General features: G+C 64.9%; 23 protein-coding genes. 5 read left to right on the forward strand and 18 right to left on the reverse strand.

The annotated features are described in order from the left end of the window. The first annotated feature begins 85 nt into the window (after positions 1 to 85). Entirely contained in the window at positions 86 to 445 is a 360-nt protein-coding gene (locus tag RFM98_RS12590) for a hypothetical protein (RefSeq protein ID WP_320309163.1), read from the forward strand. Here the strand turns inward: RFM98_RS12590 and RFM98_RS12595 are convergent. The 10 genes from RFM98_RS12595 to rplS all read right to left on the reverse strand — a co-directional run bounded on the left by RFM98_RS12595 (position 429) and on the right by rplS (position 9871). Further along, on the reverse strand, positions 429 to 1631 hold the full coding sequence (locus RFM98_RS12595) for a GGDEF domain-containing protein (protein WP_320309164.1): 1203 nt from the start codon (positions 1629 to 1631) through the stop codon (positions 429 to 431). The two genes, RFM98_RS12590 and RFM98_RS12595, sit on opposite strands and share 17 nt — an antisense overlap. Positions 1632 to 1766: 135 nt before the next feature. Further along, positions 1767 to 2963, reverse strand: a complete 1197-nt coding sequence (locus RFM98_RS12600; RefSeq protein ID WP_320309165.1) for a GGDEF domain-containing protein — start codon at positions 2961 to 2963, stop codon at positions 1767 to 1769. A 365-nt stretch (positions 2964 to 3328) separates the two neighbouring features. Continuing rightward, positions 3329 to 4738, reverse strand: coding sequence for a 3-isopropylmalate dehydratase large subunit (gene leuC, locus RFM98_RS12605; protein ID WP_320309166.1), 1410 nt, complete (start codon positions 4736 to 4738; stop codon positions 3329 to 3331). A 75-nt stretch (positions 4739 to 4813) separates the two neighbouring features. Next, on the reverse strand, positions 4814 to 5101 hold the full coding sequence (locus RFM98_RS12610) for a hypothetical protein (protein ID WP_320309293.1): 288 nt from the start codon (positions 5099 to 5101) through the stop codon (positions 4814 to 4816). 33 nt (positions 5102 to 5134) lie between these two features. Beyond that, positions 5135 to 5770 (reverse strand): class I SAM-dependent DNA methyltransferase, encoded by a 636-nt coding sequence (locus RFM98_RS12615; RefSeq protein WP_320309167.1) that lies wholly within the window; start codon positions 5768 to 5770, stop codon positions 5135 to 5137. Positions 5771 to 5827: 57 nt separating this feature from the next. Continuing rightward, positions 5828 to 6640: an amino acid ABC transporter permease gene (locus RFM98_RS12620; protein WP_320309168.1), complete on the reverse strand. Its 813-nt coding sequence runs from the start codon at positions 6638 to 6640 to the stop codon at positions 5828 to 5830. 266 nt (positions 6641 to 6906) lie between these two features. Then, positions 6907 to 7704, reverse strand: coding sequence for a transporter substrate-binding domain-containing protein (locus RFM98_RS12625; protein ID WP_320309169.1), 798 nt, complete (start codon positions 7702 to 7704; stop codon positions 6907 to 6909). Positions 7705 to 7874: 170 nt separating this feature from the next. After that, positions 7875 to 8378: a MarR family winged helix-turn-helix transcriptional regulator gene (locus RFM98_RS12630; protein ID WP_320309170.1), complete on the reverse strand. Its 504-nt coding sequence runs from the start codon at positions 8376 to 8378 to the stop codon at positions 7875 to 7877. Continuing rightward, complete coding sequence (locus tag RFM98_RS12635) at positions 8375 to 8809, reverse strand: organic hydroperoxide resistance protein (RefSeq protein WP_320309171.1); 435 nt, start codon at positions 8807 to 8809, stop codon at positions 8375 to 8377. Before RFM98_RS12635 ends, RFM98_RS12630 begins: the two co-directional genes overlap by 4 nt. A gap of 525 nt (positions 8810 to 9334) precedes the next feature. Next, a complete protein-coding gene (rplS, locus tag RFM98_RS12640) occupies positions 9335 to 9871 on the reverse strand; it encodes a 50S ribosomal protein L19 (RefSeq protein ID WP_320309172.1) in 537 nt (178 codons plus the stop codon). Between the two features lie 361 nt (positions 9872 to 10232). On the opposite strand from rplS, the gene RFM98_RS12645 reads away from it, so the two are divergent. Next, the gene (locus RFM98_RS12645; RefSeq protein WP_320309173.1) at positions 10233 to 10985 is read left to right on the forward strand and encodes a sulfite exporter TauE/SafE family protein; all 753 of its coding nucleotides are present in this window, start codon (positions 10233 to 10235) and stop codon (positions 10983 to 10985) included. Here RFM98_RS12645 and trmD read toward each other — a convergent pair. Beyond that, positions 10967 to 11665, reverse strand: coding sequence for a tRNA (guanosine(37)-N1)-methyltransferase TrmD (gene trmD / locus RFM98_RS12650; RefSeq protein ID WP_320309174.1), 699 nt, complete (start codon positions 11663 to 11665; stop codon positions 10967 to 10969). The two genes, RFM98_RS12645 and trmD, sit on opposite strands and share 19 nt — an antisense overlap. Beyond that, a complete protein-coding gene (rimM, locus tag RFM98_RS12655; RefSeq protein ID WP_320309175.1) occupies positions 11662 to 12258 on the reverse strand; it encodes a ribosome maturation factor RimM in 597 nt (198 codons plus the stop codon). Before rimM ends, trmD begins: the two co-directional genes overlap by 4 nt. Positions 12259 to 12356: 98 nt before the next feature. Between rimM and RFM98_RS12660 the strand changes: the two genes are divergently transcribed. The 3 genes from RFM98_RS12660 (at position 12357) to RFM98_RS12670 (ending at position 16440) form a co-directional block, all read left to right on the forward strand. Further along, positions 12357 to 13295: a tyrosine recombinase XerC gene (locus tag RFM98_RS12660; protein WP_320309176.1), complete on the forward strand. Its 939-nt coding sequence runs from the start codon at positions 12357 to 12359 to the stop codon at positions 13293 to 13295. Positions 13296 to 13453: 158 nt separating this feature from the next. After that, complete coding sequence (locus RFM98_RS12665) at positions 13454 to 14518, forward strand: TraB/GumN family protein (protein WP_320309177.1); 1065 nt, start codon at positions 13454 to 13456, stop codon at positions 14516 to 14518. Between the two features lie 899 nt (positions 14519 to 15417). Further along, a complete protein-coding gene (locus RFM98_RS12670; RefSeq protein ID WP_320309178.1) occupies positions 15418 to 16440 on the forward strand; it encodes an IS110 family RNA-guided transposase in 1023 nt (340 codons plus the stop codon). 284 nt (positions 16441 to 16724) lie between these two features. Here RFM98_RS12670 and lpdA read toward each other — a convergent pair whose 3' ends face one another. The 6 genes from lpdA to RFM98_RS12700 form a co-directional block, all read right to left on the reverse strand. Continuing rightward, positions 16725 to 18131, reverse strand: coding sequence for a dihydrolipoyl dehydrogenase (gene lpdA / locus RFM98_RS12675; RefSeq protein WP_320309179.1), 1407 nt, complete (start codon positions 18129 to 18131; stop codon positions 16725 to 16727). A 113-nt stretch (positions 18132 to 18244) separates the two neighbouring features. Further along, positions 18245 to 19000: an SDR family oxidoreductase gene (locus tag RFM98_RS12680; protein ID WP_320309180.1), complete on the reverse strand. Its 756-nt coding sequence runs from the start codon at positions 18998 to 19000 to the stop codon at positions 18245 to 18247. After that, positions 18997 to 19509 carry a hypothetical protein gene (locus RFM98_RS12685; RefSeq protein ID WP_320309181.1) on the reverse strand — a complete coding sequence of 171 codons (513 nt, stop codon included), beginning with the start codon at positions 19507 to 19509 and terminating at the stop codon, positions 18997 to 18999. Before RFM98_RS12685 ends, RFM98_RS12680 begins: the two co-directional genes overlap by 4 nt. Continuing rightward, positions 19509 to 20237 (reverse strand): DUF4241 domain-containing protein, encoded by a 729-nt coding sequence (locus tag RFM98_RS12690; RefSeq protein ID WP_320309289.1) that lies wholly within the window; start codon positions 20235 to 20237, stop codon positions 19509 to 19511. The genes RFM98_RS12685 and RFM98_RS12690 overlap by 1 nt, the downstream gene beginning before the upstream one ends. A 73-nt stretch (positions 20238 to 20310) precedes the next feature. Continuing rightward, on the reverse strand, positions 20311 to 21591 hold the full coding sequence (odhB, locus tag RFM98_RS12695; RefSeq protein ID WP_320309182.1) for a 2-oxoglutarate dehydrogenase complex dihydrolipoyllysine-residue succinyltransferase: 1281 nt from the start codon (positions 21589 to 21591) through the stop codon (positions 20311 to 20313). 60 nt (positions 21592 to 21651) lie between these two features. Beyond that, positions 21652 to 24639 (reverse strand): 2-oxoglutarate dehydrogenase E1 component, encoded by a 2988-nt coding sequence (locus RFM98_RS12700; RefSeq protein ID WP_320309183.1) that lies wholly within the window; start codon positions 24637 to 24639, stop codon positions 21652 to 21654. Positions 24640 to 24730 lie beyond the last annotated feature (91 nt).

A 24730-nucleotide genomic window follows, 5' to 3' on the forward strand; every position in this document is an offset into this window, starting at 1 on the left:
TCTTAACAAAGGTTAATAAAGAGTTAATTTCTGATTCGTACCGGATTCCGGGCGCGACCTGTCGCGCCCATCAAGGGAGAGCGACATGCGTTTGAATTCAGTGCGGATAGTTCTTGCGGCCGCATCACTGGCGGCGCTTGTCGTGGCGATCGCCGCCGCGCCGGCCGAAGCGGGGCTGCGCCATCACGACCGCGTCTATGCCGATTCCTTCGGCAATCTCGTCATCGACAGCGCCGCCGGCTACAAGCGCATCATCGTCGGCGAAGGCAAGCTTGCCAGGAAGCTTTCCGAATACACCGGCGCCGGTCAGCCGGATGTCGTCTATGACGATGCGGACGAGCCTGGCGCGCCCGGCTGCTACCAGGCGCCGGTGCTGGTGAAAGGCCGCTCCTATATGTACGGGCTTTCCGACGGCGAGATGCCCAATCTCAGCCCTTGCCGTTGAAAACCGTCGGCGCCTGGCGCCGCCGCGCCGAGCCTGATACCCGGACGCAGTCGCGACCGGCATTCTTGGCTTCGTAGAGCGCGGCGTCGGCGCGCCGCAAAAGATCGGCAAAACCTTCTTCCGCGGCCAGCTCCGCCACGCCAAAGCTTGCGCTGCAGCGATGGTCGGCGGGCACGCCCTCGATCGGCAAGGCTCCAAACGCGTTGCGCGCGCCCTCCGCGAAAAGCCGCGCGGCGGCAAGATTGGTGCCTGGCAGGATGATGGCGAACTCCTCGCCGCCGATACGGCCGGCGACATGGTGCTTGGCGGCGGCTTCGCGCAGGAAACCGGCGAACGTCTCGATCACGCGATCGCCGCAGGCATGGCCATAGCTATCGTTGATGCTCTTGAAATAGTCGAGATCGGCGATCACCAGCGCCACCGGCACGCCACGCCGAACGGCATCCCGCATGGCCAGGTCCGCGTGACGTTCGAAGCCGCCGCGGTTGAAGAGCCGCGACAATGCGTCGGTTTCCGACTTCGAGGTCGCCTCGGCCAGCGCGTCGCGCACCAGGACGGCTAAGGCAAGCAGCGCCAGCGCCAGCCCGAACACGGTGCCGAGCGATTGCGACACAAGCGCGTAAGCCGTCTGCACATAGGCTTGCGGGTTGGCGCCCCAGCCACCCAGCGCTCCCGCGATGAGAGGCTTGGAAGCAAACTGCACGGCGCTGGCGCCGAGCACCAGCGCAAGCAGGTGGTCGAGCCGCCCAAGCCTTTGCCGGGAGGAGAGCACGATGCCGAGCGCGGCGAACTGCATGGCGGCGTAGGGAAGCTGGTAGGCCATCATGCGCGTGAGCGAGTGGCGCGGCAGATCCTGCGCCAGATAGACGGCGACCGAGGCGACGACCAGGAAGCACAGCATCGGCGCCCAGGGCGGCCGCACGCCATATTTATGGGCCAGCCCGCCATTGAAGGCGATGGTCGCGCCGAGGAACACGGCAAAGGCGGCAACGACCGGCAGCCGCGCGTCCGCGAAGGCGGGGATGCTGAATTCGATGGCGAAATAGGCCATGCCGAGCAGGTAGCTGAAGGCGAGCCAGCGCGCCGACACGCGCCCGGCATCATAGACGGCAATCGCCATGAACGCCGCTGCCAGGAGCCCGGCGACGAGCAGGTTGATCATCAGGATGAAGTCGGCGCTGCCCATATCTTCCTTCGTCGGACGTTCCGGACAGAAAACCATCGACGGGCGAAGAACACGTTAATGCGCGCATGAGTTGCTTGAAGCAACCCAGAAATAGCGTGCAGCGTTCGGGCTCGGCGACTTCGCCGTGGCCTTACCTCAGCCGACGGCGAGCGGGTCGGCAACGAAAGTCGTTTCGGGCCGCTCGTAGGACAGACGGACGCTGTCGCGGCCGTTCTTCTTGGCCTTGTAGAGCGCCTCGTCGGCGCGCCGCATCAAAGGCATCAGCCCTTCCTTGCCGGTGCGGGCGGCAACGCCGAAGCTTGCCGTGACCCGGGTGCCGGGCGGCAGGCCGTCGATCGCGCCGGCCGAATAGAAGGCGCGGATCGCTTCGGCAAAGAGCCTTGCCGAAGCAAGGTCGCTGAGCGGCAAAAGCACGGCGAACTCTTCGCCGCCGATGCGGCCGGCGGCCCCGCGCGCACCGGTGGCGGAGCGCAGCTTGGCGGCGAAGTCGGCAATCACCCGGTCGCCGGCCTCGTGCCCGTACCGGTCGTTCAGCGCCTTGAAGTGATCGAGGTCGGCCAGCACCAGGGCGACGGGAAATCCGGCCTTGCCGCACTGATCGAGCAGCAGGGTCGACCGCTCCTCGAAGCCACGACGGTTGAGGATGCCCGACAGCGGATCGGTGTGGGTCTCCGCCTTCAGCGCCCTCAACACATCGAGCGCCGCGGCGGTGAACAGGCAAAGCGCGATCAGCAGCGACAAAAGCGCATGCGAAAGCAGCGCCGTAGTCCAGTAAGACGAGCCGTAGAAGCCGTCATAGCTCGGGAACGGTCCATGCGCGATCACGACGACCAGCGTGCGGGCGGTGAAGTTCAGCCCTGAAAGCAGCGACAGCACGAACAGGATCTTTTCGGTCGGCCCATTGTTGCGCACCGGCCTGAGCTCGGCAGCGACGAGCAGGCTCAAGCCGCCGAAGCCGAAGTTCATGCCGAGCACGCGCCAAGTGAGATCCGGCTGGACGAACATGAACCATGCGAAGGCGGCGAGTCCGCCACCGGTCATGATGCCGATGCCGATATAGGGCACGCGCCGGCCGTAGCGTGCCACGATCGCGCCGGAAAGGCAGCAGGCGGCAATCGTGAAGCATATGTTGGAGATCAGCTTGGTCAGCACGACGCCGACCGGAAGCGTGAAATATTGCAGCAGGAAGCCCGGGGCCGACAGGCAGTAGCTCGCCGCCAGCGCCGCCAGATACGGACGATGGCGCTGATAGGACCACAGCACGAGGAACGCCGCGCCAAGCGCCAACGCTATCGTCGGATTGAGCAGCGCTATGAGCAGACCGGTGTCCAAAGGACTGCGACTTTCCCCAACTTACCCAGGGGGAGATACTAGGATGTAAGCCCAAACAAGCGGTTAAGCGGCGGCCGATACTGTGCGAACACGAGCGGAACCGGCTCGCGGAAACCGCGTTGTCCGGCCACACGCGAAGCCACGCGGCGCAGACCCGAGGATCCTGCCGTGAGGCATGAGCGCTTCTACAGTGCAGAATTCTGCTCCACTGCGCCCTTCGATCAAGGTAACGGCAGGATCCCAGGGTCTCCGCGACGGAGCTTACGCTCCGGCCTCGCCCTGGGATTGACGAGTTTGGGGAGGATTCGGCCAATCCCCAGCGCTTGCGCTGATTTCCGGGCCCTACTGCTTTCCAAACCGCGCCGTTATTTCCAGTCGCGGATGTCGACGAAGTGGCCGGCGATCGCCGCCGCCGCCGCCATGGCCGGCGACACCAGATGGGTGCGGCCCTTGAAGCCTTGCCTACCCTCGAAATTGCGGTTCGAGGTCGAGGCGCAGCGTTCATGCGGCTTCAGCCGGTCGTCGTTCATGGCCAGGCACATCGAGCAGCCGGGCTCGCGCCAGTCGAAGCCGGCGGCGAGGAAGATCTTGTCCAGTCCCTCGGCCTCGGCCTGTTCCTTGACCAGGCCGGAGCCCGGAACGATCATGGCGTTGACACGCGGATTGACTTTTCTGCCTTCGACCACCTTGGCGGCGGCGCGCAGGTCCTCGATGCGGCCATTGGTGCAGGAGCCGATGAACACCCGGTCGAGCGCGATGTCGGTGATCTTGGTTCCCGGCGTCAGCCCCATATAATCGAGCGCGCGGATCTTCGACGTGCGCTTGTTCTCGTCCGCGATCTCTTCGGGATTGGGCACGATGCCCTGCACCGAGACGACGTCCTCGGGCGAGGAACCCCAGGAGACGATCGGCGGCAGTTTCGCCGCGTCGAGCACGATCACCTTGTCGAAATGCGCGCCCTCGTCGGACTGCAGCGTCTTCCAATAGGCAAGTGCTGCATCCCAGGCGGCGCCCTTCGGCGCGCGCGGCTTGTCCTTGACATAGGCGAAGGTCGTCTCGTCTGGCGCGATCAGGCCGGCACGGGCCCCGCCCTCGATTGACATGTTGCAGATCGTCATGCGGCCTTCCATCGACAGCGATCGGATGGCTTCGCCGGCATATTCGATGACATAGCCGGTGCCGCCGGCTGTGCCGATCTCGCCGATGATGGCGAGGATGATGTCCTTGGCGGTGACGCCTTCCGGCAACTGGCCGTCGACGCGCACCAGCATGTTCTTGGCCTTGCGCTGGATCAGCGTCTGGGTGGCGAGCACATGCTCGACCTCCGACGTGCCGATGCCATGCGCCAATGCGCCAAAAGCACCGTGCGTGGAGGTATGGCTGTCGCCGCAGACGATCGTCATGCCCGGCAGCGTGAAGCCTTGCTCCGGACCGATGATGTGGACGATGCCCTGGCGGATATCGTTTTCGGAGTAGTATTCGATGCCGAAATCCTTGGCGTTCCTGGCCAGCGCCTCGACCTGGATGCGGCTTTCCTCGTTCTTGATGCCGAACTTGCGCTCGGGCGAGGTCGACACGTTGTGGTCGACGACGGCCAGCGTCTTTTCCGGATGCCGGACCTTGCGGTTGCTCATCCGCAGGCCTTCGAAGGCCTGCGGGCTGGTGACTTCGTGCACGAGGTGGCGGTCGATATAGAGCAGGCAGGTGCCGTCGTCCTGGCGGTCGACCGTGTGGTCGTCGAAGATCTTGTCGTAGAGGGTGCGCGGTGCGCTCATGTGCGTAAATCCGTCGATATGAGAATAGGAAGAGGGAGCGCCGGCAGTCCGGCGCAACGACTGCGATCCGTCGGCTCAGCTAAGTCGGCTGGTAGGCGCGCCGCAGACGCGCGCGGCAAACCGCGACGGCAGGCGCTTTCTGTCCTGCAGCACGAAACCCTTGTAGGCCGGATCGCTGAAAAGCTTTTCCATGGCGGCTAAATAGCAATGTTTTGGCTTTTCGGCAATTGCGACGACTTTCCTTCTCCCCTTGTGGGAGAAGGTGTCGCCGAAGGCGACGGATGAGGGGTGCTCCAGGGAATGCCAGCGTCTCACTCCGCTGGAACACCCCTCATCCGTCTCGGCGCTATCGCGCCGATCCACCTTCTCCCACAAGGGGAGAAGGGAAGACCGCGCTCAAACCACCTGGAACACAAACGTCTTCACCAGCGCTTCCGGGTCGCCGATCGCATAGCAGCGGAACCACGGACTCTCCTCGGCCAGCCGCCATTTCCCTGCCTGCGTTAACTCATCAAACACCGCCTGGAAGTCGCCGCTCTCGAACACCTGGTCGCGCACGGTGAAGATGGCGTGGCCGCCGCTTCTGGTGATGCGCACCAGTTCATGCAGCCCGGAAGCCGGCGCGTGGCCGATGGTGAAGACGCCGGTCGAGAAGAAAGCGCGGAAATGCCGGTCGGGCCAGGGCAGCGGCCCGCCGAGCATCGCCTTCTTCAACTCGCCATAGGCATTGCGGCTGCCGGCAAGCTTCAGCATGTCGTCGGAAAGATCGAGCCCGGCGATGTCGCCATAGCCGAGCGCCTTGAGCGATGGTCCCGAAAGGCCGGTGCCGCAGCCGGCGTCGAGCAACGGGCCTTCGCCCGCCGGCACGTGCCGCGCCACCCAGGCGGTGATCAGGAACGGCAGGAGATAGCCGAGCGAGGCGGTCTCGCTGTCATAGGTCGCCGCCCATTCGGCATAAGCCTTGGCGAGCCCTTCCGGCGTGTCGGCCGAATAGACGGAATCCAGCGCCGCGTTGGCCTTGTCGAAATTCATAGGGCGTCTCCTCCGCGATATCCAGCTGAGGATCGTAGCGTGGACTTTTACTGCCGGCTATTCCCCGTGTTGCCGGCGCAGCCGCTGTTCCAGCGCGCGCAGCGCCAGCGACAGGCCGACGGTCAGGATGAGGTATATATAGGCGACGATCGAATAAGTCTCGAAGAAGCGAAACGAACCCGCGGCGTAGACCTTGCCCATCTGGGTGATGTCGGCGACGCCGAGCACCGAGACCAGCGAGGAATCCTTGACCATGGCGACGAAGTCGTTGCCGAGCGGCGGCAGGATGGTGCGGATCGCCTGCGGAAACACGATCAGCCGGAAGCGCTGCACGCGCGTCAGACCAAGCGCCTTGGCGGCTTCGATCTGGCCCTTTTCGACCGACTGGATGCCGGCACGGAACACTTCCGAGATGAAGGCCGAATAGCCGATGGTCAGCGCCATGATGGCGCGCCAGAGCAGCGAGACGTCGCGCACCAGGAGTTCGCCCATCAGCCCGGCGCTCTGCAGCGGTGCGGCAAGCGCGTTCCAGGCGGCGACGAAGGCCGGCGCGCCGGCAAAGGCGATCCAGAACAACAGCACCAGGATCGGCACGCCGCGGATGATCTCGACATAGAAGCGCGCGATCTGGCGCAGCCACCGCGATCCCGACAGCGCCATCAGCGCAATGCCGAGGCCGAACGCCGAGGCCAGCGCGAACGCGACCGCGGTGACGAAGATGGTGATGCCGATGCCCTTGGCGACGGTGGCGAAGACCTCGGCGTAGAGGTCGCTGGAAGCAATGGCCAGCGCCGCGGCCAAAGCAAGCACGGTCGCGGCGGCCAGCCACCAGGGGAATTCGGACTTGGCGGTGGATGGTCCAGCGGACATCAGGCGGCCACAGCGGCGTAGTTGCGAAGGCCGCGTTCCGGCACACCCCCCTCTGCCCTACCGGGCATCTCCCCCGCAAGGGGGGAGATCAGATGTCGCGTAGGCTTTCGCCAATCTCCAACGTTGGAGGAAATGCGCCAGCGGTGAAGCTGCCAATCTCCCCCCTTGCGGGGGAGATGTCCGGCAGGACAGAGGGGGGTGTGAAGGAATGAGGCCTTTGGAGACTTCGGCCCGCCACTGTCGCGCATCATTGGCAACAAAAGCGCCTACTGCCCCATCTTGTAATCAAGGAACCACTTCTTGTTGAGCTTGTCCAACGTGCCGTCGGCTTTGAGCGAGGCGATCGCGGCGTTGACCGGCTTGACCAGGTCCGAGCCCTTCGGGAAGATGAAGCCGAAGTCCTCGGTGCCGAGCGGCCCGCCGATCAGCTTCAGCTTGCCTTCGGAAGCATCGACATAGCCCCGGCCGGCGGTACCGTCGGTCAAGACCACATCGACATCGCCCGTCTTCAGCGCCTGCACGGTCGCGCCAAAGGTCTCGAACAGTTTTATGCGCGGGTTCTGCTCATTGCCGTCGAGCACGCTGTAGACGGCGGTGTAGAACGGCGTGGTGCCGGGCTGGGCGCCGATCAGCCCGTCCTTGAAGGCGCCGAAGCTCTTGGCGTCGGTGAAGCGGCTTTCATCGCCGCGCACCAGCATGAACTGCTCCGAGCGCATGTAGGGATCGGAGAAGTCGACCTTCTCCTTGCGGTCGTCCTTGATGGTGATGCCGGTCATGCCGATGTTGTACTGGTTGTCGGAAACCGCCTGGATCATCGCGTCCCAGGAGGTGTTCTGGTACTCGACCTTGAAGTTCAGCCGCTTGGCGATCTCGTCCATCGCGTCATATTCCCAGCCGATCTGCTTGCCGGTCTTCTTGTCGATGAACTGCAGCGGCGGATAGGCGTTCTCCGTCACCACCACGACCTTCTTGCCGCCGAGATCGGGCAGGCTGTCGGCAAGCGCGGCGACGGGGGCGAGCAAGCAGGCCACCATGGCGGCCAGCAGCAGTTTCGACTTGGTCATGACAAATCTCCGAAGGTGCAGGGCCGCGATGCAATTCTCGCGGCCAGGAAAATCCGGCCCGACTTTAGCTTGCCGCAGGCGCCTTGCAAGCCGGTCCGCACTGCCGCGGCCACGCCAATACGCAATCCGATGCTCTTCAGCGACGGTTTCGAGGACGGCCGTTGCGGCGATCAGTCCTGATCGGCCGTGGCCTCGCGCAACCCGGCGACCAGGCGGGTAAGCGTGCCATGCAGGGCTTTGAGCTCGGCCCGCCCCAGCGGCACGCCGCAGCTCAGCCCTTCCTGCACGTCCTTCATCTTCGCCCGCAGCGCCTGGCCCTTGGCGGTCGGCTCGACCAGCACGCGGCGCTCGTCGGCATGATCGCGGCGGCGCGTGACGAGGCCGCCCGCTTCCATCCGCTTGATCAGCGGCGTCAGCGTCGCCGAATCGAGACCGAGTGCTGCGCCGAGCTCGCCGATTGTGCTCGGCGAATGCTGCCACAGCGCCAGCATCGCCAGATATTGCGGATAGGTGAGGCCGAGCGGATCGAGCAATGGCCGGTAGAGCCTGGTCATCAGCCCGCTTGCCGAATAGAGCGCGAAGCAAAGCTGCTGGTCGAGGCGCGGCACGTCGATCGTCCCGGCGGCATTTGCCACCGGGGTATTGCTTGCATTCGTGTCGATCGTTCTGGTCATGCTGCCTTTGCCGGCAGTCCAGTGGTGGACAGCGCCACATCGATATTGCCACGGATGGCGTTGGAATAGGGGCAGATCTTGTGCGCTTCCGATACAAGCGCCTCGGCGCCCGCCTGATCAAGGCCCTTGATCTCAGCCGCCAGCGCGACGCCGAGTTTGAAGCCGCCCTGGTCGTTCGGATAGAGGCTGACCGTGGACGTCACCGAAGCATCCTGCAGCGGCAGCTTCTGCTGGCGCGCGATGAAGCGCACCGCGCTTTCGAAGCAGGCCGCGTAGCCGACGGCGAAAAGCTGCTCGGGATTGGTGGCGCCACCCTTGCCGCCGAGCTCCTTCGGCATCGCCAGATCGACCTTGAGCAGGCCGTCGCTGGTCTCGCCGTGACCGGCGCGACCGCCGGTAACGTGAGCCTGGGTGCTGTAAAGTGCCGACATCTTGATCTCCATTTGATTTGTACACGATTATTTAGCGTACAAGATAATTGCCTGTCAAGGGCACGATGTGCGCCCCCGTCTGATGCTCGGATGGATGAGAGGCAACCCCGATGTCATCATGCACGGGCGGAGCGACGTGAAGCTGAGGGCAGACCCGTGGATCAAAGCGCTGCTGCAGCGTAGACATTCGAAACGCTGGCGGGACAGCACCCCCCTCTGGCCTGCCGGCCATCTCCCCCGCAAGGAGGGAGATCGGACGTCACCGCGGCTTTCGCCAATTGTCGACTTTGAAAGGAGGGCGCTGCGCCCAAGCTGCCAATCTCCCCCCTTGCGGGGAGATGTTCGGTTTACCCTCCGAAGCTGCGGCGTAGCCGCCGCGGAGGATGGGCAGGACAGAAGGGGTGTGAAGGAACGCTGACCTATCCCCTTCGCGAAGACTTCGATCAAATTCCGAACGCTTGCCATAGCCGCACAACGAAAAAAGGCGGCCGAAGCCGCCTTTCCAAAATCTGTTTCGACGAAGCCTTATTCGGCTGAGGCGGCCTCGGCCGAAGCAGCCTCGGCGGCGGCCTTCTTCTCGGCGGCTTCCTTGGCGGCCGTCTCGGCGGCCAGCGCCTGCGCGGCGGCAACCTTCTCGGCCTCGATGCGGGCGCGCTCGGCGTTCAGCGCATCGCGCTCTTCGTCGTTAAGCTTGCGGGCGCGGACGCCGGTGTTTTCCGAAATGCGGGCCGACTTGCCGCGACGGTCGCGCAGGTAATAGAGCTTGGCGCGGCGCACCTTGCCGCGGCGCACGATCTCGACGCCCTCGACCATCGGCGAGTAGACCGGGAAAACGCGCTCGACGCCTTCGCCGTAGGAAATCTTGCGAACGGTGAAATTCTCCTGGAAGCCGGAGCCGGAGCGGGCGATGACGACGCCCTCATAGGCCTGGACGCGGGTGCGGGTGCCTTCCGTGACGCGCACCTGGACGCGCACGGTGTCGCCCGGCTGGAATTCAGGCAGCTTGCGCTTGGCTTCGATCTTAGCGGCCTGTTCGGCCTCGAGCTGACGGATGAGATCCATCTCAAATATCCACTTCTTGTTCTTCCGACAGTCAGAGCGTCCTGCGTTCGCCTTGCAGTTCCATTGACCGCTCGGCTATGCCCATTGGGCAGGGACGACTACACCGCACTTGTTGACGGGTCCAGAAGATCGTTCTTCCGGTTCGGGCGGGCACATACAGCTATTTCAGCGCTTTGTCACGCCCCTAATGCATGTCGCCCAGAAGTGTGCGCGGTTCTAGGACCGCGACATGCATCAAAACAAGGACTTTGACGCGTATTTTTTGAACCTGATGGCACCATGATATTCCCGCCGTGCCCGGTTGCGCGCGCCTTGCAAGCTTTCTAAGCGGGGAAATGTGTATTTCCCAGACGTCTTCTCAATGACCATGTTCGATGCCGCCTTGCTGTTTCTCGCGGGTTTTGTCTCCGGCGCGGTCAATGCCGTCGCCGGCGGCGGCACTTTCGTTACCTTCGGCGCCATGACTTTAGTCGGCGTGCCGCCGATCGTCGCCAACGCCACCTCCTCGGTGACGCAGTTTCCCGGCTACATCACCTCGACGCTCGCCTATCTCGACGACCTAAGGCATTTCTGGCGCCAGGCGCTGCTGCTCTGCGTGATCTCCGCCTGCGGCGCGCTGGCGGGATCGCTGATCCTGCTTGCGCTGTCCAACCCGTCGTTCCGCGCCCTAGTCCCCTGGCTGCTCATCGCCGCGACCGCGCTGTTCGCCGCCGGACCGTGGCTGAAGCCCGCGGCCGGACCGGAGCACAAGGCCTCGCTCGGCTCATTCGCCGGTTCGCTCGCCCAGTTCGCGACCTCCGTCTATGGCGGTTTCTTCGGCGCCGGCATGGGCGTGATGATGCTGGCGACGCTCGGCCTGACGCAGGCCGGTGACTACCACCGGCTCAATGCGCTGAAGAACATGCTGGCCGTGGTCATCGCGGCCATCGCCATCCTGGTCTTCGCCTCGGGAGGCGTCGTCGCCTGGCCGCAAGCGATCGTCATGATTCCGGGCGGCGCGCTCGGCGGCTATGCCGGTGTCTGGATCGCCAGGCGCGTGCCGCAAGGCGTCGTGCGCGGCTTCGTCGTCGCCGTCGGCCTATTTCTGGCGTTTTACTATTTCACCAAGGGCTGAACGCCCAGCAAGTCCGGCCGCCGCTCGCGCGTCAGCTTCTCGGCCTCGGCGCGCCGCCATTCGGCGATCTTCTTGTGATTGCCGGAAATCAGCACCTCGGGGATCGGCCTGCCTTCAAACTCCTGCGGCCGCGTATAGTGCGGGTGCTCGAGCAGGCCGTTCTCGAAACTTTCCTCCTCGCCCGAGACGGCGTTGCCCATGACGCCGGGCAACAGCCGCACCACGGCGTCGAGCAGCACAAGTGCGGCCGGCTCGCCGCCCGACAGGATGAAGTCACCGACGGAAACTTCCTCCAGCCCGCGCGCATCGATCACCCGCTGGTCGACGCCTTCGAAGCGGCCGCACAGGATCACGGCGCCCGGACCATCGGCCAGCTCGCGCACGCGCGCCTGCGTCAACGGTTTGCCGCGCGGGCTCATCAGCAGGCGCGGGCGCGGATCGTCCGGCGGCGAGGCGTGGTCGATCGCCTTGGCCAGCACATCGGCTCGCATCACCATGCCGGCGCCGCCGCCGGCCGGCGTGTCGTCGACGGTGCGGTGCTTGTCGGTGGCGAAATCGCGGATCTGGATCGCCTGCAGCGACCATGTCCCGGCCTCCAGCGCCCGGCCAGCCAGCGACAGGCCAAGCGCGCCCGGGAACATCTCCGGATAGAGCGTCAGCACCGAGGCGGCAAAGCTCAACGGTTGCCCCCGGCATCCTTCGGTCCGCGCGGCCTGCCTTTCGGATCGAAACCGGAGCGGCTCGGCGCCTCGCTTTCCTCGTCATCGACCAGTCCCGCCGCCAGCGGATTGATCTCGACGAACCCGTCGGCGATCGAGACATGCGGCACCGCGGCCTGCGTGAACGGGATCAGCACGCCCTTGCGGCCGGCGAGCGTGACGTCGAGGATGTCGCCGCCGCCGAAATTATGCACGGCGACGACCTTACCGATGACACCCGTATCGTCCCTGACATCGAGGCCGATGAGATCGGCGTGGTAGAACTCGTCCTCCTCGCCGTCGTCCGGCAGCACCGACCGGTCGACGAAAAGCTCGGTGCCGGCCAACGCCTCGGCGGCATTGCGGTCACCGATGCCCTTGAAGCGCACGACGACGACGGTGCCCGCCGGCCTGATATCCATGATCTGGAAGGTGCGGCCGTCCTTGGCATGAAGCAGGCCGTAATCGGCCAGCGCCATCGGATCGCCGGTGAAGGTTTTCACCCGCAACTCGCCCTTGATGCCGTGCGCGGCACCGATGACGGCCATCTGTACAGGGTTTTCGAGCTTCGACATCGGCGCCACTTCCTTTGCCCTGCTCTAACCCCCTGAAGCCGCCATTTCAATGACGGCCTGTTCACCGCTTCCTAACCCGCATGCCTGAAACTGCCGCCATGCAGCAATTCCTCATCCCGGCAAAACCCGACCTTCAGGCGGCGCGCGAGACCTGGCTGAAGATGCTGGCGCGCGAGCGCCGGCTGTCGCCGGAAACGGTCGAGGCCTATGAGCGCGACACGCGCCAGTTCCTGCATTTCCTGACCGGACACCGCGGCGGCCCGCCAGGCATTTCCGACATCGCCGACCTGCGCCCCGCCGACCTGCGCGGCTTCCTCGCCGCGCGCCGCAATGAAGGCGCCGGCGCCCGCACGCTGGGGCGCGGCCTTGCCGGTGTCCGCTCGCTGCTGCGCTATCTCGAACGGCGAGGTCTCGCCAACGCGGCGGGTGCGGCGGCACTGCGCGCGCCGCGCCAGCCGAAATCGCTGCCCAAGCCGCTGACGGCAAGCGACGCCAAGCAGGTCGTGGCGATGGAGGGCCAACTGGCGGAAGAGCCATGGATCGCCGCCCGCAACGCCGCAGTGCTGACGCTGCTCTACGGCTCCGGTCTGCGCATCTCAGAGGCGCTCGGCCTGACCGGCGCCGACATCGCAACGGAGGCCGATACCGTGCTGCGCGTCACCGGCAAGGGCGGCAAGACGCGGCTGGTGCCGGTGCTGCCTGTCGCGTTGCGCGCGGTCGCCGAATACCGCCGGCTCTGCCCTTTCCATATCGATCCAAAGGGCCTGCTGTTCCGCGGTGCCCGTGGCGGCCCGCTCAACCCGGCCATCGTCCAGCGCGAGATGGCGAAGCTCCGTTCGGCGCTGAACCTTCCGGACACCGCGACGCCGCATGCGCTCCGCCATTCCTTCGCCACTCATCTGCTCGGCCGTGGCGGCGACCTGCGCACCATCCAGGAATTGCTCGGCCACGCCAGCCTGTCGACCACCCAGATCTATACCGGCGTCGACACGGCAAGGCTGCTCGACATCTACGAGCGGGCGCATCCGAGGGCGTGATAGCCTCTGAGGCATCCTGAGCCCTCCGGACTTCGTCATTCTAGGGCGGATGACGACCCGATGGGCGTTTCCGCTAACCACCAAGGGCACCGCACCGCAAACAATTTCACCCCACCAGTTAACCGTTTTGCCGCTTTTCATCGCTAAGACGCTTCCTCATGAAACGCGTCATCGCCATCGCCGACCGCGCGGTCCTTGTTTCGTTGAAGCTGCTTGCGGCGCTCAACCTGCTGTTTTTCCTGTCTTTCATCGCCGTTCTGCTGCTCGCCGTCCGGGCGCATGCCGAAGCGCCCAGTTGCGCCGGCACCGATCTTTTGACCACGCTGGAAAAGAACGATCCCGTGGCGTTCAGGAAGGTCGAGACCGAGGCGACGGCCGTTCCCAACGGCGAAGGCCTGCTGTGGAAGCTGGAGAAGCCGGGCGAAAAACCGTCCTACCTGTTCGGCACCATGCACATGACCGACACGCGCGTCACCACGCTGCCGGCTGCCGCGCAAAAGGCCTATGACGGCGCCAGCACCATCATCATCGAGACCACCGACGCGCTCGACAAGGCCAAGATGATGGCCGCGATGGCCAGCGAACCCGGGCTGATGATGTTCACCGACAACACCACGCTGTCGTCGTTGTTGTCACCTGAGGATGCGGCGGCGCTGGACAAGGGGCTCGACGCCCGCGGCATTCCGCCGGCGACGGTTGCCAAGATGAAGCCGTGGATCCTGTCGGCGATGATGGCGTTGCCGGCCTGCGAGGTGGCGCGCCAGACCGCCGGCGAACCGGTGCTGGACGTCAAGCTCGCGTCGGACGCGAAGGCCTCGGGAAAAGACGTCGAAGGGCTCGAAACCGCTGTCGATCAGCTACGCGCCATGGCCTCGCTGCCGCTCGAATTCCACATGAAGAGCCTGGTCGAGACGATGAAGCTCGGCGACAAGGTGAACGACGTCAACGAGACGATGATCGTGCTCTACCAGCGAGGCGAGGTCGGCATGTTCTGGCCGCTGTTCCGGGCCGTGTTGCCGGACTCGGCCGACGACAAGGCCGGCTATGCCGCCTTCGAGCAGACCATGATCACCAGCCGCAACAAGGTGATGGCGGCGCATGCCGGGCCGATATTGGCCAAAGGCAACGTCTTCATGGCCGTTGGCGCCATGCATCTGCCCGGCCCGGAAGGACTGGTCGAGGATTTTCGCAAGGCAGGGTATAGTGTTACCGTCGTCAACTGAGTCGCCTGGCGGTTGGCGGGCCCGAAAACGCCTGTTTTTCAGCGCTTTCGGTCCGTCCGTGTGAAACCCATTGCGGGATCCGCGCGTTGATGGCTGTTATTTTGATGCTTTCATCCAAGGAGGACACGTTTCATGGCGAACCCTAACGACCCCTTCACCCCTTCGAGCACGCCTCCCAAGTCGGGTGGCGGCGGCAGCGGGTGGCTGATCGCCCTAGTTGTCATTATCCTGGCCATTGTTGCGTATTATGTCTTTGGCAGAAGCGGCGGCGAGCATGCCCCGGCCCCGGCTGAGCCGCCGGCCGCGAGCACGCCGGCCCCAGCGCCTGCTCCGGCCGAGCCGATGAAGCCAGCCGAACCGGCCCCAGCGCCCGCCCCGGCCCCGGCGCCAGAACCCGCTCCGGCACCAGCACCAGCACCAGCACCTGCTCCGGCACCTGCACCTGCGCCGGCTCCGGCACCTGCGCCGGCTCAGTAATCAGGCTACAGCTTGACGACGAACGGCCCGCCGAAAGGCGGGCCGTTTTCATTTTCGGTAACAGCGAACTGAGCTCCCAGCGCCTTCGTCATACTCGGGCTTGACCCGAGTATCCATGCCGTGACCGTTGCCATAGGGTGCAACGGTGCAGAATTCTGTAATCGTTGCAACGCCTTAGCGTCGCGGCATGGATCCTAATGCATGTCGCCCAGAAGTGTGCAGCGGGTCTGGGACAACGACATGCATCAAAACAAAGACTTGAAGCGCGTCGCCTGAATCCGGTTCAGCGCGACGCGCTTTAGGGTCTGCGCGCGTCGCTTCGCTCCTTGCTCCGCCCTAGGATGATGGGTGGACGGCCCCTTGCGGCATCGAATGTGCCAAGCTGGCCGTTATTGAAACCCCAGCGGAGGAGACCGTCCGTCATGCAAGTTATCAGATTTGGAATCGATCTGGCCAAGAATGTGTTTCAGGTCCACGGCGTGGATGCGAGCGGGCAGGTGGTGGTGCAGCGTCAGCTGCGCCGCGCGCAGGTGGAGAAGTTCTTCGCCGCGCAGCCGCCGGCGCTGATCGGCATGGAGGCCTGCGGCTCGGCTCATCATTGGGGCCGCACGCTGCAAGCGCTTGGCCATGAGGTCAAGCTGATGCCGCCGGCCTATGTGAAGCCCTATGTGCCGCGCAACAAGAACGATGCACGCGACGCAGACGGTTGTTGCGAAGCGGTGAGCCGGCCGAAGATGCGCTTCGTGCCGATCAAGACGATCGAACAGCAATGGGCCCGGGCGCTGCACCGCACGCGTGACCTTCTGGTGCGCCAGCGCACGCAACTGGCCAACGCCATGCGCGGCCTGCTCTACGAGATGGGCCAGACAAGCGCCAAGGGAGCTGCGGGCATCGAAGCCCTGCTGCAGCGCATCGAGGCAGCCGATGAAGCCATCCCCGCGGCGCTGCTGTTTTGCTTGACGCCTCTGGCCGGGCAATGGCGGGCGCTGGATGGCGAGATCGGCAAGCTGGACAAGCAGATCCTGGCTCAGGTCAGGCAGCAGCAAGCGGCCTTGCGGCTGACGACGATCCCGAGCGTCGGCCCGATCATCGCGCATGCAACCATCGCAGCCATCGGCGACGGCCGTCAGTTCGCCTCGGCCAGGGACTTCGCCGCTTGGGTCGGCCTGACCCGCAAAAGCCATGACACCGGCGGCAAGCACAGCTTGACGGGCCATATCAGCCGCGCCGGCGACAGGGACCTGCGAAGGCTGCTCATTCTCGGCGCCAGTTCCTGGCTGCGTCAGGTCAGGGCCAAACCCGACAAGGGCTCGCCCTGGGTTCGCGGCCTGCTGGCCAGGCGGCCGGTCAAGGTCGCCGTCGTCGCCCAGGCCGCCAAGACCGCCCGCATCATCTGGGCCATGCTGCAATCGGGACAACAATACAGGGCACCAGCTGCGGCTTAACCGCAATCGAGGCCCTTAACAGCGTAAGGAGCAAAAGGCAGCACGGCAAAATGGTCAGGACCTGGATCGGGACACTCCGCCTTCGTCATCGCGATACAAAGCGCGCTAGAATGATTGGAACTCGATCCGCGTAACCCTTGCGGGCCAGCGGTCATCGAAAGCGACCGCACTAAAGGCCGAATACATGACCGCTCCAGACTTGCGCCGCCGCCGCTATTTTGCCTCTTGCCTAAGAGGGGCCGTCCATACATGACGAAGCGCTGTGTTCGGCGCCTAACCTGCGGTCAAATATGAATCGGCTTGAAGAACGTCGCCAGCGCCGCTTCCTTCACCGCCTCCGACATCGTCGGATGCGCGTGGCAGGTGCGGGCGAGGTCTTCCGAGGAGCCGCCGAACTCCATCAGCACCGCCGCCTCGTGGATCATCTCGCCGGCGCCGAAGCCGACGATATGGACGCCGAGCACGCGGTCGCTGGCCTTGTCGGCCAGGATCTTCACGAAACCGTCTGTGTGCAGCATGGCGCGCGCGCGGCCATTGGCGCTGAACGGGAATTTTCCGACCTTGTAGTCGATGCCGGCTTTCTTGAGTTCCTCCTCGGTCTTGCCGACCGAGGCGATCTCCGGGCTGGTGTAGACGACGCTCGGGATGACGTCATAGTTCACATGGCCGGCCTGGCCGGCGATCGTCTCGGCCACCGCCACGCCCTCGTCCTCGGCCTTGTGCGCCAGCATCGGCCCGGCGATCACATCGCCGATGGCGTAGATGCCGGGCACATTGGTCCTGAGATGGCCGTCCGTTTTGACCCGGCCGCGCTCGTCCATCTCGACTCCGGCCTCCTTGAGCCCAAGGCTGTCGGCATAGGGACGGCGACCGGTAGAGACCAGCACCACATCCGCCTCGATGGTTTCGGCGGCACCGCCCTTTACCGGCTCGAAGGTGACGCTGGCGCCCTTCTTGGCCTTGGCGACACCGGTGACCTTGGCGCCGAGCTTGAACTCGAAACCCTGCTTGGACAACAGCCGCTGGAACTGCTTCGACACTTCGCCGTCCATCCCGCCGAGGATACTGTCGAGGAACTCGACCACCGTGACCTTTGCTCCCAACCTGGCCCACACCGAGCCGAGCTCCAGCCCGATAACGCCGCCGCCGACGACCACGAGGTTGGCGGGCACGTTGGCCAGCGACAGCGCGCCGGTGGAGGACACGATCACCTTCTCGTCGAAATCGACCTTGACGCCCGGAATGCCGGCGACGTCCGAGCCGGTGGCGATGACGATGTTCCTGGTCTCGATCTCCTCGACCTTGCCGTCCTCGCCGGTGACCGAAACCTTGCCGGCGCCGGTCACCTTGCCGGTGCCGCGGAAGGAATCGATCTTGTTCTTCTTGAACAGGAAGGCAACGCCGTTGACGTTGGAGGCGACCGTCGCGTCCTTGTGCGCCATCATCTTCTTCAGATTGAGCTTCGGCGCGCCGACCTCGACGCCGAGCGTATCGAAGGCATGGCCGGCCTCGGCGAACATCTCGGACGCATAGAGCAGCGCCTTCGAGGGAATGCAGCCGATGTTGAGGCAGGTGCCCCCGAAGGTGGCGTTCTTCTCGACCACCGCCGTCTTCAGGCCGAGCTGCGCCGCCTTGATGGCGCAGACATAGCCGCCCGGTCCCGATCCGATGATTACGACGTCATATGCCATGATGGTGTCCTTCTTACCGGGCTTTGGAGCGGTTCGAGATCGAACCGCTCCAGGTTGTTTCTTCTTACGCAATTCCGGACGGAAAACCGCTGGGCACTTTTCCTGGAATTGCTCTAGCGGCCGCCGCTCACATTCAGGATCGCGCCCGTTATATAGGAGGCCGCATCCGACAGAAGATAGAGAACCGCGCTCGCGACTTCATCCGGCGTGCCAGCGCGTTTCATCGGCAGCAGATCCTGCATCCGCGCCACGCGGTCGGGCTGGCCGCCGGAGGCGTGGATTTCGGTTTCGGTGATGCCGGGGCTGACCGCATTGACGCGAACGCCTTCCAGCACCACCTCGCGCGCGAGCCCGATGGTCATGGTGTCGATCGCGCCCTTGGAGGCGGCGTAGTCGACATATTCGCCGGGCGAGCCGAGCCTGGCTGCCGCCGAGGACAGGTTGACGATGGCGCCGCCCTTGCCGCCATGCCGCGTCGACATGCGCTTCACCGCTTCGCGCGCGCAAAGGAAGGAGCCGACGACGTTGATGCGCATCATGCGCTCCAGCCGCGCCGCGCTCATCTCGTCGACGCGCGCCTTGACGTCGACGATGCCGGCATTGTTGACGAAGGCGTCGAGCCGGCCGAAGACCCGGTCCACCGCGTCGAACATCGCGATCACGTCGGCCTCGTTGCCGACGTCGCCCTTGACGGCAACGGCATCGCCGCCGCCGGCCTTGAACTCGGCGACCAGCGCATCGGCCGCCGCCTGGTTGGAGACGTAGTTGACCGCCACGCGGTAGCCGGCCTGGCTCGCCTGCCGGCAGATGGCGGCGCCGATGCCGCGGCTGCCGCCGCTGACCAGCAGCGTTTTCTTGTCGCCGTTCATTCCTGGCAGCCTTTCAGCACGAATGTGTCCCATGGCACTTTCGAAAAGCCGGCGGGACCATAAGCGGCCGACATTTCGAGCGACGGCCCGAGATCGGGGAAGATCAGGCTTTTCGGCGCGCCCGCGCCTTCGGCCGGGAGCAGGCCGATCGTGCCCTTCTCATCGGCGCTGTAGATGACGCCTTCCCAGACCGTGCAGGCTGCAAGCTCCTCGCCGGTGACGTCGCCGGTCGGGCATTTGTACATCAAAGAGCCGTGCGGCCGCGCGGCGCTGCCCTCAGTCCACATGGCGATGCCGTCGAGCACGACATTGTTGTCGAGGATCATGCGGAAAGTGTTGGTGATCGTCGCCGAGGTTCCGGTCGGGGTGAAATCGATCTCGGCGCCGCTCTGCGCCTCGCCATAGACGGCAAGCTGGATCGGACAGGCCGCCTGGGCGCTGGAGCCCACGGCTGTGAGAGCCAGCGACCCGGCCACAAATCCGATCATGGGCGAGGCGGCGTTCGTCATCAGTTGGCCTGCTCGCCCTCGCGGCCATCGGCGTTTTCGAGCACGCCGAAATCGGTCATCAAGACCAGCGGTTCGCCGGCTGCGTCCAGTCCCCAGAAGGACGGGTAGAAACCATCGCCCCAGCCGCTCCAGAACATGGCGATGTTGACCGGATTGCCGGCGGCCGGATGATGCATGACGAACCGGTCCTGGTTGGGCGCGAACTCGGCCGCCAGCACATCGTCATAGTAGTTCTGATCGGGTTTGAGCTTGTCCTGCGCGGCCGACATCAAGGCCATCGCGGCCTTGTCCATGAACGAGCCGAGGCCGGCATCGACGGGATAGCCGAAGATTTCGTCGCCATTCAGCGTCGAAACGTCCTGGTCGGGCAAGGTTGCGAGCTCCCAGCGCACCGGCACGCCGGAACGGAAGCGGAGGAATGCGGCGGCCACGCGACCCTGCGCCTCGAACAGCGTGACCGGGTAGCGCCCGGGCTTCACCCTGCGGCTCAGCGCCGGCCAGTCGTCGGTCGTGATCAGAGGATCGCAGGCGATGATCTCGCCGGTCGGAAGTTCGAGCTCGCCGATCGGCGTAGCGGTGATCTTGCGCTCCGCCAATTGCGCGTCGCTGAGCGCAAAGATGCCGAAATTGCTGCTGGCCGTCGCCGGATCCCAGTCGGCGGCGACTGCTATCGACGGGATGGCGGCGGAGAGGCCAAGCGGTACGATACTGCGCCGGAACACCCGCATCGAACCCCGCGCCACTCGGCCGAGCTTGAAACCGAACCTTTCCAGCCAGCCGCTCACGGCGCGACCGGTCCGATCACAGATCGAGCACCAGCCGCTCGGGGTCCTCCAGGCTGTCCTTGACGCGCACCAGGAAGGTCACCGCCTCCTTGCCGTCGACGATGCGGTGGTCGTAGCTGAGCGCCAGGTACATCATCGGACGGATGACGATCTGGCCGCCGACCACCATCGGCCGCTCCTGGATCTTGTGCATGCCCAGGATGCCGGACTGCGGCGCGTTGAGGATCGGCGTCGACATCAGCGAGCCATAGACGCCGCCATTGGAGATGGTGAAGGTGCCGCCCTGCATGTCGGCGACCGAGAGCTTGCCGTCGCGCGCGGCGAGGCCCAGCCGGCCGATCTCCTTCTCGATCTCGGCGATGGACATCTGGTCGGCATCGCGCACCACCGGCACCACCAGGCCCTTGTCCGTGCCGACGGCGACGCCGACATGGGCGAAGTTCTTGTAGATGATGTCGGTGCCGTCGATCTCGGCATTGACCGCCGGGATCTCCTTGAGCGCATGCGTCACCGCCTTGGTAAAGAAGCCCATGAAGCCGAGCTTCACGCCATGCTTCTTCTCGAACACGTCCTTGTATTTGGCCCTGAGCGCCATCACCGCGCTCATATCCACCTCGTTGAAGGTGGTGAGCATGGCGGCGGTCGACTGCGCTTCCTTCAAACGGCGCGCGATGGTCTGGCGCAGCTTGGTCATGCGCACCCGCTCCTCGCGCGGCGCATCGTCGGCCGAGGACGGCGCGCGGGCCACGACGGGCGCGGGAGCCGCCTTCGGCGTCTCGGCGGGTTGCGAGGGCGCACCCCTGGCGATGGCATCGAGCACGTCGCCCTTCAGCACCTGGCCGCGCTTGCCGGAACCGGAGAGCTGGTCGACCGCAAGGTTGTGTTCCGCGATCAGCTTCGCGGCGGCCGGCGCCGGCGGCATGGCACGTGGCTCGATCTGGCCGCCGTCGCCGGCGACCTTGGCGGTCTCGGCGGCGGCCTGCTTGACCGTGGAAGCGGCATCCGGGCTCGAGGCCTGCGCCACCGCCTGCGGCTTCGTGGCCGGAGCGGCGGCCGCGCCGCCTGCCGAAATCGAGCCGAGCAACGCGCCGACATTGACCGTCTCGCCTTCCTTGACGGCGATCTCCGCCAGCGTTCCGGCGCCCGCGGCGGGCACTTCCACCGTCACCTTGTCGGTTTCGAGCTCGACCACGGGCTCGTCGGCGGCGATCGCGTCGCCGACCTTCTTGAACCACTTGCCGACGGTCGCCTCGGTGACGGATTCGCCGAGAGTGGGGACGCGGATTTCGGTAGCCATTGTGCCTGTCCGTTGTCTTCTGGAGGTCTGTTTCGTCCGGTCTTCTATTCGCCCAGCGCCCTATTCGCCGAGAGCGTCGTCGAGCAACGCAGCGAGCTGGCTGAGATGCTTCGACATCAGCCCTGTCGCCGGCGAGGCCGAGGCCGGCCGGCCGGTATAGCGCACCCGCTGATGCTTGGCGTCGATATGCGCCAGCACCCATTCGAGATAGGGATCGATGAACGACCAGGCGCCCATGTTCTTGGGCTCCTCCTGGCACCACACCATCTCGGCATTGCGGAAGCGTGACAATTCGGTGATCAGCGCCTTGGCCGGGAACGGATACAGCTGTTCGACGCGCAGGAGGTAGATGTCGTTGATGCCGCGCTTCTCGCGCTCCTCGTAGAGGTCGTAATAGACCTTGCCCGAGCACAGCACGACGCGGCGGATCTTCGAATCCTTCACCAGCTTGATCGCCTGGTTCGGCAGCAGCTGAGCATCGTCCCACAGCAGGCGGTGGAACGAGCTTTCGCCCGACATCTCCGGCAGCGTCGAAACCGCCCGCTTGTGGCGCAGCAGTGACTTCGGCGTCATCAGGATCAGCGGCTTGCGGAAGTCGCGCTTCAGCTGCCGGCGCAGGATGTGGAAATAATTAGCCGGCGTGGTGACGTTGGCGACCTGCATGTTGTCTTCGGCGCAGAGCTGCAGGAAGCGCTCCAGGCGCGCCGACGAATGCTCCGGTCCCTGGCCTTCATAGCCATGTGGCAAGAGACACACGAGGCCCGACATTCTCAGCCACTTGCGCTCGCCCGACGAGATGAACTGGTCGAACACCACCTGGGCGCCGTTGGCGAAGTCGCCGAACTGCGCCTCCCAGAGCGTCAGCGCCTTGGGCTCGGCAAGGCTGTAGCCATATTCGAAACCGAGCACCGCCTCTTCCGACAGCATCGAGTTGATGACTTCGTAGCCTGCTTGCGCCGCCGACAGATTGTTGAGCGGGATATAGCGGTTCTCGTCGCGCTGGTCATAAAGCACCGAATGGCGCTGCGAGAAGGTGCCGCGTTCCGAATCCTGGCCGGAGAGCCGGATCGGATTGCCGTCGAGCAGGATGGCGCCGAAAGCCAGCGCCTCGGCCGTCGACCAATCGATGCCTTCGCCGGATTCGATCGCCTGGCGGCGGTTTTCGAGGAAGCGCAGGATGGTCTTGTGCGCCTCGAAATCCTTCGGCACTTCGGTCAGCTTCTTGCCGATCTCCTTCAGCGTGCGCACCGGCACGGCGGTCTTGCCGCGCCGCTGTTCGTCCTGGTTGTCGGCGGTGCGCAGGCCCGACCACGCGCCGTCCAGCCAGTCCGCCTTGTTCGGCTTGTAGCTCTGGCCGACCTCCCATTCGGCTTCCAGGTGCGCGCGCCAGTCGGCCCGCATCTTGTCGACCTCGGCCTGGGTGGCGTGGCCTTCGGCGATCAGCCGGTCGGCATAGACCTGCACCACCGTCTTATGGGTACGGATGTTGCGGTACATGATCGGCTGGGTGAAGGCCGGCTCGTCGCCTTCATTGTGGCCGAAGCGGCGGTAGCAGAACATGTCCACCACCACCGGCTTGTGGAACTTCATGCGGAACTCGGTCGCGACCTTGGCGGCATGCACCACCGCCTCCGGGTCGTCGCCGTTGACGTGGAAGATCGGCGCCTCGATCATCTTGGCCACGTCCGATGGATAGGGCGAGGAGCGCGAGAAGCGCGGATTGGTGGTGAAGCCGATCTGGTTGTTGATGATGACGTGCAGCGTGCCGGCAACGCGATGACCGCGCAGGCCCGACAGGCCGAGGATCTCGGCGATCACGCCCTGGCCGGCAAAGGCCGCGTCGCCGTGCAGCAGCAGCGGCATCACCTTGGCGCGCTCCGACAGCGGCACCACCTCGCCGCGCTCGCGGCCGGAAAGCTGGTCCTGCTTGGCGCGCGCCTTGCCCATCACCACAGGATCGACGATTTCCAGATGCGAAGGGTTGGCGGTCAGCGACAGATGCACCTTGTTGCCGTCGAACTCGCGGTCCGACGAGGCGCCGAGATGGTACTTGACGTCGCCCGAGCCTTCGACCTCGTCGGGCGCCGCGGAGCCGCCCTTGAATTCGTGGAAGATGGCGCGATGCGGCTTCGCCATCACCTGGGAAAGCACGTTGAGGCGGCCGCGATGCGCCATGCCGAGCACGATTTCCTTCAGCCCGAGCTGGCCGCCGCGCTTGACGATCTGCTCCAGCGCCGGGATCAGCGATTCGCTGCCGTCGAGGCCGAAGCGCTTGGTGCCCTTGTACTTGACGTCGATATACTGCTCGAAGCCCTCGGCCTCGACCAGCTTCGACAGGATCGCCTTCTTGCCGGTGGCGGTGAAAGTGATCTCCTTGTCGGCGCCTTCGATGCGCGCCTGGATCCAGGCCTTCTCCTCGGGGTCGGAAATGTGCATGAACTCGACGCCGAGCGTCGAGCAATAGGTGCGGGTCAGGATATCCAGCATCTGCCGGACGGTGCCGAATTCGAGCCCCAGCACATTGTCGAGGAAGATCGGCCGGTCGTAATCGGCTTCGGTGAAGCCGTAATTCTCCGGCGACAGCTCGTTATAATCCTCCAGCGGCTTGGCGATGCCGAGCGGATCGAGATTGGCATGCAGATGGCCGCGCATGCGGTAGGCACGGATCATCATGATGGCGCGCACGGAATCGCGTGTCGCCTGGTGCACGTCGGCGTCGGAAAGCACGGCGCCGTTGACGACCGCCTTTTCCTTCACCTTCTTTTCGATCGCCTTTTCGACCAGGCCCCAATTGCCGTCGAGCGCCGAGACCAGCTCGCCATTGGCGGTGAGCGGCCAGGAAGGCTTCGCCCAGGAGGCGCCCTTGGCGTTCTTGCGGACGTCGCCCGCGTCATCCTTCAGCGCAGCGAAGAAATCCTGCCACTCTGGATCGACGGAAGCCGGATCGTCTTCATAGGCCGCGTAGAGCGCGTCGATGTAATCGGCATTGCCGCCGTAGAGGAATGAGGTGAGCGAGAATTGGTCGTTGGCCTGATCTTGTCTTGCCATGTCGTTTTAGCGGAGCCTTGCTCCGTCTCCTTTTTGAAGCGAATAGCGAATAGCGAGTAGGGAATTTCCCTGGAGTCGCGTCGTTACTCTG

Source organism: Mesorhizobium australafricanum (genome assembly GCF_033977265.1).
Taxonomy (GTDB): Bacteria; Pseudomonadota; Alphaproteobacteria; order Rhizobiales; family Rhizobiaceae; genus Mesorhizobium; species Mesorhizobium australafricanum.